Below are 13383 nucleotides of genomic sequence, written 5' to 3'. Positions count from 1 at the left end.
CATCGGCCTGGGGTCGGACGTGCACCAGGCCGTGCAAGATCCCCTCGTCACCATCGAAGCAAGGCACCAAGCGCTGGATCCAGCGACTGTTCCTGCGCTCATAAAGTAGCCAGACCGCATGCGCCACCAGGTCTGCTAGTTGAAGCAGTCGGGACTCCTTGGTACTGGCGAAATATGGGATGTCCGCCAGGTTGCGAATCGCCCCCCAGGAAGTGCCTCTGCGGTGAAAGTCACGGACCCAGATCTTCGCCCGCGCATCGAAACGACCCTCTGAGAACACCAAGAGCCCCCGCTGCGGATCCGCCTCCTGCTGGAATTTCTTTTGGAGAAAAAGGTCGAATCTTCTGCAAAGCTCCTCGGTCGCCTTCTCTACCGCAGCCTCACCCCACAGGCGGTCCGATTTCTCGATCACGGCTGCATAGAGCGCCCTTCCCCGATCCGGTGCTTCGATGATGGCGGTGACCAGATCCTCGAGAACACCCTCTCTCACCTCGTCAGGCACTTTCCTCCAAAAACCTCGGCCACTGCGGATCTCCGAAGCATGAAAGGTCAATGGCTGAACCCCAGGGAAGTACTTCTTCTGAACAGCCTCCACAGCCTCAGCCAAGAAGAAAGTCTGCCGCTCAAAGAGTGATAAGCCTCCTAGAACGAAATATCGATCCGACGGATCTGCCTCATTACCTGACTCATCAAGGTATAGAAGGTACATAAGTTGCCCCCTAAAAAGCGAAAACCCGCTGCAAGAGCGGGTAGAAAGGCAACCGGTCAAGTCGAGCCGCAAGAGGCAGCTCTGCCGATTGCATTTCAACTGTAGCCTAATGAATCACAACCGGTCAACTGCTCGATACGCTTGCCGACCGGCTCTACCCAAGCTGCAAGAGGATGGATCGGCCTCAATCCTGCTCTAGCTACCCAGGCTCACAAGAAGAACCCTGCTGCGAGGCAGACCACGAGAAGCCCAACGGAGAGCGCCCCCGGAAAACCGGCTTTTGGGGTAATGTCTTCGGAGTCATGGACAATTCGCCAAATCTCTCAGAGCGCGAGGTCTTCGAGGCCGCCCTGCAGATCGTCGGGGAGGAGCGGGATGCCTACCTCCAAGAGATTGGAGAAGAAAGGCCCGAGCTCGAGAAGAGAGTTCGGGCCTTGTTGCTGGCCCATGACCGCACGGAGCTGGTCGCGATGCCGTTGGAGCGGCCCGCTCCCCTGCCGAAGGAGCGTGAGCATGTAGGCCCCTATCGCCTTCTGGAGCCCTTGGGCGAAGGGGGCATGGGAGTCGTCTACATCGCCGAGCAGACGGAACCGGTCCGCCGCCGGGTCGCCCTCAAGCTGATCAAAGCGGGGATGGACAGCAAAGAGCTCCTGGGACGCTTCCACGCGGAGCGCCAGGCTCTGGCCTTGATGAACCACCCGAATATCGCCCGCATCCTCGATGCCGGATCCACCGGGGACGGTCGCCCCTACTTCGTCATGGAGTATGTCCGGGGCGTTCAGCTGCTCGAATATTGCGACCGGCGGCAGCTCTCCATCGACGAGAGACTCGCGCTCTTTGTCGATATCTGCCTGGCGGTTCAGCACGCTCACCAGAAGGGCGTGATCCACCGTGACATCAAACCCACCAACCTCCTGGTGGAAGAGGTGGACGGCAAGGCGACTCCCAAGGTCATCGACTTCGGTATCGCCAAGGCCCTGCACCAGCGGCTCAGCGACATCACGCTGCACACCCGCGTCGGAAAAATCATCGGAACACCGGATTACATGAGTCCGGAGCAGGCCGAGACCAGCGCCCTCGATGTCGACACCCGCTCCGACGTCTACTCCCTGGGAGCGGTCCTCTACGAGCTGCTCACCGGGCTGCGACCGTTCAACTTCCGGAAAAAGGCCTTCGCGGAGATCCAGCAGATCCTGGTCGAACGGGATCCGAAGCCGCCGAGCGCACGGGTCCGGGAGGGCGAGGAGGCAGCCTTCGCTCGAGCTCAGCGCCGTCGGGCCGACACCGAGACGCTCTTCCGCACGCTCCGCGGTGACCTCGATTGGATCATCATGAAAGCCCTGGCGAAGGACCGGGGCCGACGCTATGCCACCGCCTCTGAGCTAGCGGCGGACATCCAACGCTACCGTGCCCGGGAAGCCGTCCTGGCCCGGCCCCCTAGCACCTCCTATCGCATCGGCCGCTTCGTCCGGCGCCACAGCCTGATGCTGACCGCCGCCGGGCTGGCCCTTCTCGCCCTGCTCATCGGCACCCTCGGAACCTCCATCGGCCTCGTCCGGGCCCGGCAGGAAGCGGAGCGGGCGAAAGTCAGTGCCGCCGTCGCCGAGGAGGTCAACCGCTTTCTCAACGACGACCTTCTCGCCGCGGTGGCGCCGGAACGGCAGGGCATCGATGTGTCGGTGCGGGAGGTGCTGGACACGGCGGCTCAGCGCATCGAAGGACAATTCCCCGATCAGCCCCTGGTGGAAGCTTCGCTGCGCCAGACCATCGGGCAGACCTACAGCCTCCTCGGGGTCTTCGACGCCGGCGAACCCCACCTCCTCCGCGCCCGTAGCCTCTTCGAGGAACATCTGGGGCCGGCGGATGCGAAAACCCGCGGCCTGTACCTGCGCCTGGGGCGACTGTACCGAGCGGACGGGCGCCTCGACGAGGCCGAGGACGCGCTGGAAAAGGCTCTGCGCCACGCCCCTCCCGGACCGGAAACCGCCGACTCCGTGAGTCTCGGCGCCCTCGAGGACCTGGCCGTCGTGCAGTACCAGGCGGGCGACTACGAGCGCGCCGAAGAGCTCTACCAGAGAGTCCTCGAAGCGAGGACGAGGCTCGCCGGCCGGCAGGATCCCGAGACCATGCGGGTCCTGGGAAACCTCGCCATCGTCTACCGCTTCCTCGAACGCTGGGAGGAAGCCGAAGATATCCATCGAGAGGTCCTGGCCATCAACCGGGAGCACTATGGTCCCGAGCATCCGCGAACCCTCAACGCGATCTCCAGATTCGCCGCCCTCTACCTCGGCTGGGGTCGCAACGGCGAGGCCGAAGAGCTTCTCGAGGAAGCCCTCGGGCCGATGCGCCGGGTCATGGGCGCAGAGCATCCGGAAACCCTGGTGATGGCCAACAACCTCGGCTGGCTCTACCTGCAGCAGGAGCGGTACTCGGCGGCCGAAGAGCTTCTGCTGGAGAACTTCGAGATCAAGCGCCGAGCCCTCGGCGAGCTCCACCCCAGCACCGTCGAAGGACTGCAGAATCTGGTGATTCTCTACCAGCGGACGGGAGATGAGGAGCGGCACGCAGACTTCTTGGAGCGCTATGCAGAGACTCTCCGGCGAGTCTGCGAAGGACCCACCGCCAGGACTCGGGATCGCATCGACTACGCGAACCTCCTGCTCACGGCAGCAGTTCCCAAGCTGCAAGACCCCACCCAAGCCCTCTCCGTAGCCCGTCAGGCCGTGGACGCAACGGACCGTGGCGACGCCGAGGCGCTGATGATCCTGGCGCGCGCCCAAGAACAAACGGGGGACCACAGCCAAGCCGTCTCGACGGCTCGGGAGGCCCTCGGGCTGACCGACGAAGGATCCGAGGTGCGCTCCAAGCTGGCATCGTTGCTCGCGGAGCTGAATCCCAGCCCAGCGAACGGAGCAGAGGGTCCAGCCGCCGGGGCTGACCCAGCGAGTCTTTAGAGGCATCCGCCATAGAAAAAAGAGCGTGCCGGCTCCACAGATCTCGCTGTGCAGCCGACACGCTCCATGGTTCGGAGCCTTCGGTAAGGCCGACGATCACGCCGCTTGCGCGGCTGATGGCGTCAGCAACGCCACTACCTTCTCGTGGCCGCCCCGGCGGGCGTCGTCGAGAGGCGTGTTGCCCCAACGATCCACCGGGCCGAGCTCGATGCCCCGTTGCACGAAGAGCTCCACCACTTCGGCGCGCCCCTCGGAGGCGGCGAGGTGCAACGCCGTGCGCCCGTCATAGTCCGCCTCCTCGAGATCGACCCCCTGCACCAACAGGCGCCGAATCCCGTCGACATCCCCCTCGCTGGCGGCCCAGCAGAGGTCGACCAGCAGATTGCGCTTCGCCTGGTGGGGAGCCAGGCGAGGATCGATCTTGCCGTGGACCCCTCCCACCAGGTTGTCGTAGTTGTGGAAGTTGAAGGTCGAGACCAGTTGCCGAGCGAAGGCGATGCCGCGAACGCTGTTGCCGTGGGCATCCAGCGGCGGCGACCAGACCACCAGACCGAGCACGTTGGGCACCACGATCATGATCACGCCGGAAACGCCACTCTTCGCCGGTAACCCGATGCGGAAGGCCCACTCGCCGGAGTAGTCGTACATGCCGCTGGAGTACATCAACGACAGCACCTTCTGCACGGTGTCCGGAGCGAGCACCCGGTACCCGGTAATCGGACAGACGCCGCCGTTGGCCAGCGTCGCCGCCACCACCGAGAACGACTCCGCGGTGAGCTCCAGAGAGCACATCTGGAAGTAGAACTCGAGGGTCTCCAGCAGGTCCGTGCCCTCGGGGAAGGCCCCGTTCTCCCGCATGAAATAACCGAGGGCAAAATTGCGATCCGCGGTTCGCCGTTCGGAAAGGTAGATCGAATTGCTGAAGGTCGGCCGAGCACCGCCGGCGAGCCGCTCCCACATCTCGAGGACGTAGTCGAAGCGGTCCGCCATCTCGGCCTCCGGCCGGATCAACGACGAGCTCATGATCGCCCCGGCGTTGATCATCGGGTTGTGCGGTCTGCCCTCCTGGTTGAGGGTGAGCTCGTTGAAGCTCTGGCCGCTGGGCTCGGTGCCGATGTGGCGGTGCACTACCTCCTCACCCCACGCCTCGAGGGCCAGAGCATAGGCGAAGGGCTTGCAGGAAGACTGCAGCGAGAACGGCTTCGCCGCGTCACCGAGAGCCAGGCGCTGCCCGTCGATGGTGGTCACGGCGACCCCGAATTGCTCCCCGTCGACCCGAGCGAGCTGCGGGATGTAGTCCGCGACCTTGCCGCCCCGCATCTGGCGGACGGATTCGAAGATGCCTTGGATCTCGTCGCCAAAGGCGCCGAAATCGGGAATCACGAGCTCGCGCTTGAGCGCCTTGTCGATCATCAGGACATTGGGTTGAACGACCCGAACGAAGGTCTCGAAATCGATCTCCCTCGGAGCCGCCTTGCTCGCCGCATCCAGCTCGTCCAGAGCCCGCACCGATTGCTCGACCCGCGGATCGTCGAGGCGGATTCCGGCGTGCCTCAGCGCAGCCCGCAGATCGCTGGGGTGCAAAGTCGCCTGGCCGCCGGTCAGAGCCTCGAAGAGCTGCCGTTCGCGGGAGCCGGAGGAGCCCGGGTAGCCCGATCCACGGGCGCCGTCCAAGGTCTCACCACCCCCGGAAGGGGCGCCGCCGCCGGAGCGCTTCCGACGACAGCGGGGCTTGGAATCGCCCTTCTTCGCGTGCGTGACCACGGCTCACTCCCCCACCGCGACGGGCCGCGCCGAAGGCCGCAGACGCTCGCCGGAAGCACCGATGAGGGTGTCGTGGACGTAGGCGTGCTCGGCGTGCTCCACCACGTCGATGCCGATCTTCTCGACCTCGGAGGAGGCGCGAAGCCCGGTGACGCGGGCGACGATGCGCAGAGTCCCGGCGGTGCCAAGAGCCGCCCACAGGCCCGCCACCGCGACGCCCAGGATCTGCATCAACACCAACTCGGGACCGCCGTAGAGGAGGCCATCGGCACCGCTGGGGTTCACCGAGGTGGTGGCGAAGACCCCCGTCAAGACCGAGCCGACGATGCCGCCGACGCCGTGACAGGCGAAGACGTCGAGGGTGTCGTCGACACCGCTCCGGCGCAGCAGCTCCAGCGCGGCGTAGCTGGTCGCCGCGCCGATGGCGCCGATGGCGATGGCGGCCATGGGGGTGACGAAACCCGCCGCCGGCGTGATCGCCACCAGGCCGACCACCGCCGCGATGGCGGCACCGGTCGCGGTGGGGCGGGACTTGAGCACCATCTCGGCACCGACCCAGGTCGCCACCGCAGCAGCAGCGGCGAGCATCGTGGTCACCACCGCCAGAGCAGCGATGCCGTCCGCCGCCAGCGCCGAACCGGCGTTGAAGCCGAACCAGCCGAACCACAGGAGAGAAGCTCCGAGCATCACCAACGGCACATTGTGGGGCCGCTCCGCCCCCGTCCGGCGGCCGGCACCGACCATCAAAGCGGCCACCAGAGCCGAAATGCCAGCACTGACGTGAACCACCGTGCCGCCGGCGAAGTCGAGCACGCCGAGCTCCCCGATGAAGCCCTCCGGCCCCCACACCCAATGGGCGATGGGGCAATAGACCACGAGGCTCCACAGCAGGATGAACAGCGAGTACGAGCGGAAGCGCATCCGCCCGACCACCGCGCCGGAGATCAAGGCCGGGGTGATGACGGCGAACATCATCTGGAAGGCCATGAAGGCGAGATGGGGAATGTCGGCGGAAAAGGCCGGATCGGGCTCCACGCCGACCCCGGCCAGGCCCAAGAAACCCAGACCGCCGAGGAGGGCCGAGCCTTCGGAGAAGGCCAGCGAGTACCCGATGACGGCCCATTCGAGGGCCACCACGCCGAGGGCGATGAAACTCATCTTGATCGTGTTGACGACCTGCTTCTCGCGCACGAGGCCGCCGTAGAAGAATGCCAAACCAGGGGTCATGAGCAAGACCAGCGCCGTGCTGGCGAGGACCCAAGCAGTATTTCCAGTATCCATTTCGTTCTCCTCAAAGTTCTCCGACCTGCGCCACACAAAGGAACGAGGCCGAAGAGAATGGGAACGGACCGCCGGTGGAGCTCCATCGTGCTGCCGGCAGATGGGGCTCCCGGCAGCCCGTTCCCGAAATCAGATTTCACGCAGCTTTCGTCTTGGACTCGGAGGCACAGATCGCTTCCAGCAGCAGGGAGCTCACGAGGTAGGGATCGCAGTTGGCTCCCGGGCGGCGGTCTTCGAGATAGCCGTGGCCCTTCTCCTCGACGTGGCGCGGAACGCGGATGGAGGCACCCCGGTCGGCGACGCCGTTGCGAAACTCGTGGATGGAGCAGGTCTCGTGGAGCCCCGTCAGGCGCTCGGCGAGGCCCGCGCCGTAGCCGGCGACGTGGAGTTCGTGCCGCGCGGCGAGCTGCTCGATGGCGCGATGGATGGCCGCCCGGCCGGTGCGCGGATCGCGCATCTCGCGGGTGGAAAAGTTGGTGTGGGCTCCGGCGCCGTTCCAGTCCCCCTTCATCGGCTTCGACTCCCAGCTGACCTGGATGCCGTGGGCCTCGGTGACCCGCTCCAGCAGGTAGCGAGCGACGATGAGGTGATCGGCGACGGTGAGCGGATCGGCGCTCTCGCCGGCGAAACCGCGGTAGCCGACCTGGAACTCCCACTGCCCGGGCATGACCTCAGCGTTGATGCCATAGACCATCAGCTCGGCGTCGAGGCAAGCGCGGGTATGGACCTCGACCACCGTGCGACCGAAGACCCGCCCGGCGCCGACGCCGCAGTAGTACGGGCCCTGGGGCTGCGGGAAGCCGTTCTCGGGGAAGCCCAGCGGCCGACCGTCGCGGTAGAGCGTGTACTCCTGCTCGAAGCCGATGGTGGGCTCCTGCTCGGCGGCGCCATCGTTCATCAGCCGGCGCAACGCGGCCCGGCCGTTGGTCTCGTGGGGCTCACCGGAGGAATCCACCACCTCGCACAGCACGAGGTACCCGCCCTCGCCGCGCAGCGGATCGTTGAAGATCCGCACCGGAACCAGCCCGAGGTCGGAATCGCCGCCGTCGGCCTGATAGGTCGAGGAGCCGTCGTAGCCCCAAGTCGGAAAGTCCTCCAGCTGCGGCGCCCGGCCCTCCGGAACCTGCACCACTCGCGCCTTCGAACGCAGTCCCTGGGTGGGTTTCGCACCGTCCAACCAAATGTACTCAGCCAATCTGTTCATCTCGATACTCCTTGAAATCTAGAGGTTGTATTTCTTGTGAGGTCGGCCTCTCGCAGCGCGGCCCGACTTTGGCCACGGGCTGCTAGGTGGCCTTCACACACCCATGCGGAGTAGGGCCATGAAGTGGCTCACAAGATCTGAACTTTTTTTGAGATGACCTCTCCGGCTCCCAGGAGCCGGGGGCGGTCGCGGTAGGATTTGAAGCAATGAAAGAGGAAGGCTCAGAAGACCTCACCCACTTGCTGGACTCGGTCCGGAGCGGGCGCGACGGCGCCCAGGAGGAGCTCTACGAGCGGGTCTACTCGGAGCTCAAGGCCATGGCCGGCGCCCGCCTGTTCCGCGAGCGCCCTGGCCACACCCTCCAGCCCACGGCCCTGGTCAACGAGGCCTATCTCCGCCTGGCCCCCGGCGACGACCACTGGGAGAATCGCGCCCACTTCTTCGGCTCCGCCGCCCAGGCCATGCGCCGAATCCTCGTCGACCACGCCCGCCGCCACCAGGCCGTCAAGCGCGGCGGCGAAGCCCAGCGCGTCACCTTCGCCGACCTCGCCATCGCCGGCGAGGAACCCGACCTCGACTTATTAGCTCTGGATGCAGCCCTCGAAGCTCTGGGGAACGAAGAGCCCCGGTTAGCCGAAGTGGTGAAGCTGCGCTACTTCGCTGGCCTCGGGATTGCGGAGACCGCGGAGGTGATGGGGACCTCCCCGGCTACGGTGAAGCGGGATTGGACCTTTGCGCGGGCTTGGTTGCTGGAGCGGATGGGGTGAGGGGGGGGGGCTGCCGGCGGCGGTCATCGCCACCGCCATCGCCTCCTGAGCGGGACCGCAGACGGCGCTGGTGTACACCCTGGTACTAGCGATCGGGCTGTGGGGCCTCCGAGTCGTGGCGCGGGCCTGAGGCTACTTCCTTTTCACGGCTACTCACACTCCCTGGCGGTTCTGGGATCTCCACTGGTGAGGGGCCGCCGTTGCGGCGGTTCCACCGGCCACCTGCCACCAAGGAACCCAGGAGGAACCATGAACAACCAGACTCGCCTCGCTGAGGATGAGACGACGCCAAGACTCGAGTTGCGAACCGTTCCAGTCCTCTTGATCTGCCTGATCTTCGTCGCAATGCCGGCGGATGCCGCCGCCTCGCGGGTGGAACAGTGCCTCACCGTTGCCGCCGAGGTCGGCGCCGATCTCGATGCCGAGGTCGACCTACGGCACCGCGACGCTGGCCTGATCGCCTTCGCCTCCGGTGTGGACGAAGTGCCGTTGCTCGGCCAGGACCCGACGGACTCCTATCTGGCCTACGAGTTCGTCGATGAAGAGGGCGACCTGCGCTTTCGCACCGCCTACTTCGTGGGGAAGCTGTCGATGGTTGGGGCGATGCGGGGACGTAGAGGACCGGAGCGGGGCCGGGCGATTCACCAGGAGCTGATGGCGCGACTGCGCCGGGCCGGTCTGCGGCCGAAGGAGCTCGAGGACGAAACGATCAGTCCGGATCACGAGCTCCTGCGCTACGGCGAAGAGCTCCGAGAGGGCGGGGTCGTGGCCGAGACCGAGACCGTCCTGATGCCCGTCGCGGCACGCGGCGGTGGGGACTCGTCCTTCCGTTTCACCGGCGATGCCAACGACGAGGCCGCCGCACAGCTCGGCCGCTTCCTAAAAGCGCAGGGTATGGAGGTTCATTCCATCGAAGGCAACATCGTCGGAGTGAAGCATGACGGTCTCTTCGTAGGGCTCCAGCCCAGGACCACCGAGGATGGTCTCGACCGCCTGGTGGCCACGATCTCGTTCCATCTCCGGGAAGGGGCGCGAGCCGACGAGGTGGCCGATGTCGTCGCCAAGCTGAATCGGGAAGCGGTGGGGATCGACTACTCCGCGCTCGACGGAGGGATCCTCGTCCAGTTCCTGGTCACCTTCGTGGACCAGCTCGAGCTTGCCGAGATCGAAGCCGCTATCGCCATGCTCCGAGACCTGCGACTGGTGACCTTGGTGATCGCTCCGGAGCTGGCGGGCCTGCTCGCACGCTGAAGGTCCGCAGGGAGGGATCGCTCCCCTTGTTTCTCAGCCCCTTGCCGAAGTCGCCCGCACCGCCAGCGGTGAAGATCTCGCTCAGGGAGCCGGCAAGGGTGGAGGTCAGGAAGCTCCGGCCATCGTAGAAGAAGCCGCTAGCGGCGTCGCCGATAGTGTGTTCGAGCCGAGTCGCCGGCCAAGAGAAGGCGGTGCGGCCCTTCCTCGGCTTGCTGTAGAGGGTTAGGCGGCTACCAAGTTGCAGGCTTGCGGAAGACACCTTTCGCGTCTCTAAGGGTAGCTGGGAACTGGCTCTGGGAGACGACGCCGGAGCGGATCGTCTTCATGAATGTCGCCACGCTGGCGAGCTCGTGACTCGGGTGCTTCCGGGGATTCAGGACGCCCACATCGAGCCTGAGATCGTTGCGGACCAGTTGGATGGGCGTCACCAGATCGGAATCGTTCGTGATCAAAACAGCGAGGTCGTAATGCCCGAGGTGGCCGTCATGAAGCAGGTGGGACGCGAGGTTTACGTCGGACCCCTTTTCCTCAGTTCGGACAATTTTGATCGTCTGACGATCCCCTTTTTTCGAGCCGCCTATTGGAATGTAGCCTGCGACCGGGCGGTACACCTTATGCCTCGTGAACAACCCGAAGTGGGTTTCGAGGTTGGGAATCGTCGCGAGGGCGCGGAGGTAGGCTTGCTGGCGCGCCTGCTGCTGCGGATCGTCCGGAGGCGACTTTACCCAAGCCGTGTAGTAGTTGATCTTCTCAATCTGACTGCTCGGCAACAGGAATCCACATAGCTTCGAGAAGTCGAGCCACTTGTACGGCGTGTCCTTCACCGCCCCGTAGTAGAAATTGAAGCCGTCGATGTAGACGCGAGTTCTCAAAACGAGAAGAAAGTCCCTTTATACAAAAGAGCAGAGGCCAGACAACCGGAGCTGCCTGGCCTCGCGCCCTGCCCCCGAGGGAACAGGGGTGGTAAGTCATTACCATGGTAAGCAATCTCCGTACCACTCGTCAAGCTGGCAGCCTCCCTTGTCTGACTGCCCAGCAACGAGGCCACAAGCCCAATCAGCAGAGCGTTCAGATTCTACGCTCCTGCTGCACGAGACCAGGCTTCGTTCTCTCCAACCGATCCCTATCCGCCCCGCGCTACGTGGCTTGGGTGGAGCTTGGACAGCGTCTGAAGGCTGGCCATCAGCATGGCTTCAGTGACCCGCTCGGCGAGCGTTGCCTGCACCACGAGGCTCCAGGCGACCTCCACCTCCCCACCGAGCGCAGGTAGCAACTTTCGAAGGGGTAGCGAAGCCTCGCCCTCAGCTGCTTCAAGGTTCCTGAAAAACGGGTAAGCCCACCCAGAAGTTCAAGAGGTCGCCACTCGGTTCTCTCGGAAGATCTCGGCGGCCTCCTGCACCATCTGCTTCAGATGCTGGTCTCTGCCTTGGCACTGATAGACGCGGCCAAGGTGCAAAGAGACCAGAGCTCCATCGATTTGCAGACCCTGAGCCAGCAGCTCCTGTTTGACCGTTTCGAAGATGCTCTCCGCCTCCTCGAGCCGTCCCATGCCAGCAGCAAGCTCCCCCTCGATCCAGCGCAATCGCAGCAGGTCGGTGGAGCTGCCCAGCTCTTCGCTGAGCCTCCGAACCTGAGGAAGTAAAGACTCGGCCTCATGGAATCTTTCCAGATCCACTGCAGAGGCCAAACGGCCGTGCAGCGCGCAAAGCATCAATCGCGGATGAGTAGTTTCGGTGAGGCTCTGCTGCGCCCTTTCAAACAACCGCGCTGCCTCGTCGGAACTCCCCATCTCCCGGCAAGCGTGGGCCTCTTTCAAGAGAGTTCGCGCCAACCCCCGGACATCCTGAAGCTCTTCGAAAGCCTCCCGAACCTCCTCGAGAAGCTTGTGAGCCGAAGCGAAATCGCGACGAGTCAAATGAAGCGAAGCTTCTAGCGAGTCCACTTCCGCACTGATCGGCAGGAGGCCAGTGCCCAACCGTTGATGTTCCCGAGCCTGGCGAAAATTCCTCTCCGCCTCCACTAACCGATGCGTCACCCGCAAGGCATTTCCCATCACAGCATGAGCAAAAGCGCGGAGATCCTCGACGATCCGTGAACCGTACACCTCCGAGTTGAGGTGTACGATTACTTCCAGTGCCAGCTCTCCCAGTTCCAGAGCTTCCTCTGCATCCCGAGGAGCCGTCTCCCGGCTCGCCTGGCACAGCACGTCCGCCAGGGCAGGTGATCGGAACCGAGCACTATTGCGCACCAGGAGCAGCCTTCGGCCTGGCGGTTGTGCCAACAAGTCCTCCAAACGAGAAGGAGCCTGCCGCCTCTCATCGTCCAGACCACCACCGCCATGCCCCAAGAACTGGTCGAGCCCGCGAACGAGTTCCTCAGCGCGCTCGGGCGTCAGCGATTCTCCCGTTTCGCGGAACAGCGGCTCGGCGACCGCCCAGCATTGGGAGCACTGCGAGGTCAGGTGTTGCAAGCCGAGGGCAATTCTGGGATGACCGTAGAAGAGCACGCCCCAAGCCAAAGCTCCGAGAGACTCCTCAGTCAAGTGAGCTCCTTCCAACCGGTAGCGATCTTCTTCTGGCACCGGACCAGGTTTGCAACACCCTGGACACCTCAGGACCAAGTGCAGCACGGCTTCGCTCGAGCTAGGAGTCCGGCCGGCAAGCCAGAGGAGGTGCAGGAGATCGGAGGGGGTTAGATGCTGATCCGGGTGTTGGGGCATTGCTGGTCCTCGCTGCTCGTTGCGCTCGACTCCAGGTTACGCCTTCAAAAAGCTAGAACTCTGCGACGAAGTCTCTGAAGGCCGATTATGCAACACCAGACCCACCATGACTCTTGAAAAGCCATCAAAATTAGCGACGCTCGACGATTGGCGACAGCTAACCCAGAGTCTAAAAAATTACTCTCCCGACCAGTTAGACTTTGACCCGCCAGTCGCAATATTGACTAGAATCTTCCTTATTGCCTCCTGAGAGTAAATTAGACGAGTCAGGTCGGCCTTGAGTGCCCTCCTGAGGCCCTCGATCGATTTCACCATCTCGCCTTCCAAGTGAAGGATCGCCTTTCCAACCTCTTCAAAACCCACAAGGAGGATCTTCTGGATCACTCGCTGCTGATGGATTGAAGAAAACTCGTAGTCTTGGTCCGCCCTTCGCAGTAAGACTCTAATTTGTTCAACATAACCCTCTGGAACCGGTAGCCATTCAATTTCGCTATTCCACGCGGGAAAATTATGTTCGCGTCCAGTAAGGCACTCCTCATATAGGCGTGCTTGCTTCGCCATTTCTAGCGTACCGGCCATGTAGAGGTCTAGTGCCTTCGCCGCTTTCTCTGCTGCAGACCAGAACGGAACGAAGGCGCGATCCGCAAAATCTCTTTGCGCAATAGCTAGCTCCGCATCTACTTTCGAAATCTGAACCCACAAGAAGTCATATCGCTCCTTAAACCAGACGAGCG

Annotated in this window: 10 protein-coding genes; 3 read left to right on the top strand and 7 right to left on the bottom strand. The window is 63.8% G+C overall.

What is annotated here, in order from left to right; translation table 11 throughout:
• Positions 1-709: DUF3800 domain-containing protein (locus tag SX243_20750; protein ID MDY7095414.1), on the bottom strand; the 709-nt coding region annotated here is incomplete at its 3' end.
• Positions 710-1011: 302 nt separating this feature from the next.
• Between SX243_20750 and SX243_20745 the strand changes: the two genes are divergently transcribed.
• Positions 1012-3663, top strand: a complete 2652-nt coding sequence (locus SX243_20745; GenBank protein MDY7095413.1) for a tetratricopeptide repeat protein — start codon at positions 1012-1014, stop codon at positions 3661-3663.
• A 96-nt stretch (positions 3664-3759) separates the two neighbouring features.
• Here the strand turns inward: SX243_20745 and glsA are convergent, their stop codons facing one another.
• The 3 genes from glsA to SX243_20730 form a co-directional block, all read right to left on the bottom strand.
• A complete protein-coding gene (gene glsA, locus SX243_20740) occupies positions 3760-5427 on the bottom strand; it encodes a glutaminase A (protein MDY7095412.1) in 1668 nt (555 codons plus the stop codon).
• A 3-nt stretch (positions 5428-5430) separates the two neighbouring features.
• Entirely contained in the window at positions 5431-6708 is a 1278-nt protein-coding gene (locus SX243_20735) for an ammonium transporter (GenBank protein MDY7095411.1), read from the bottom strand.
• Between the two features lie 136 nt (positions 6709-6844).
• Entirely contained in the window at positions 6845-7912 is a 1068-nt protein-coding gene (locus SX243_20730; protein MDY7095410.1) for a glutamine synthetase beta-grasp domain-containing protein, read from the bottom strand.
• Between the two features lie 206 nt (positions 7913-8118).
• Between SX243_20730 and SX243_20725 the strand changes: the two genes are divergently transcribed.
• Positions 8119-8679, top strand: coding sequence for an ECF-type sigma factor (locus tag SX243_20725; GenBank protein ID MDY7095409.1), 561 nt, complete (start codon positions 8119-8121; stop codon positions 8677-8679).
• Between the two features lie 249 nt (positions 8680-8928).
• Complete coding sequence (locus tag SX243_20720; protein MDY7095408.1) at positions 8929-9930, top strand: hypothetical protein; 1002 nt, start codon at positions 8929-8931, stop codon at positions 9928-9930.
• A 230-nt stretch (positions 9931-10160) separates the two neighbouring features.
• Here SX243_20720 and SX243_20715 read toward each other — a convergent pair whose 3' ends face one another.
• The 3 genes from SX243_20715 to SX243_20705 form a co-directional block, all read right to left on the bottom strand.
• Positions 10161-10802 carry an NYN domain-containing protein gene (locus tag SX243_20715; protein ID MDY7095407.1) on the bottom strand — a complete coding sequence of 214 codons (642 nt, stop codon included), beginning with the start codon at positions 10800-10802 and terminating at the stop codon, positions 10161-10163.
• A gap of 476 nt (positions 10803-11278) precedes the next feature.
• Positions 11279-12436, bottom strand: a complete 1158-nt coding sequence (locus tag SX243_20710) for a hypothetical protein (protein MDY7095406.1) — start codon at positions 12434-12436, stop codon at positions 11279-11281.
• Between the two features lie 390 nt (positions 12437-12826).
• The coding region (locus SX243_20705; GenBank protein MDY7095405.1) for a hypothetical protein at positions 12827-13383 on the bottom strand (557 nt) is incomplete at its 5' end.

Source organism: Acidobacteriota bacterium, assembly GCA_034211275.1.
Taxonomy (GTDB): Bacteria; Acidobacteriota; Thermoanaerobaculia; order Multivoradales; family JAHZIX01; genus JAGQSE01.
Note: the sequence above shows the minus strand (reverse complement) of the source record. Positions and strands in the feature narration are given on the sequence as shown.

Coding starts and splice junctions, on each gene's coding strand:
- SX243_20745 (MDY7095413.1), top strand. CDS start 1,012: ATGGACAATTCGCCAAATCTCTCAGAGCGCGAGGTCTTCGAGGCCGCC.
- SX243_20735 (MDY7095411.1), bottom strand. CDS start 6,708: ATGGATACTGGAAATACTGCTTGGGTCCTCGCCAGCACGGCGCTGGTC.
- SX243_20730 (MDY7095410.1), bottom strand. CDS start 7,912: ATGAACAGATTGGCTGAGTACATTTGGTTGGACGGTGCGAAACCCACC.
- SX243_20725 (MDY7095409.1), top strand. CDS start 8,119: ATGAAAGAGGAAGGCTCAGAAGACCTCACCCACTTGCTGGACTCGGTC.
- SX243_20720 (MDY7095408.1), top strand. CDS start 8,929: ATGAACAACCAGACTCGCCTCGCTGAGGATGAGACGACGCCAAGACTC.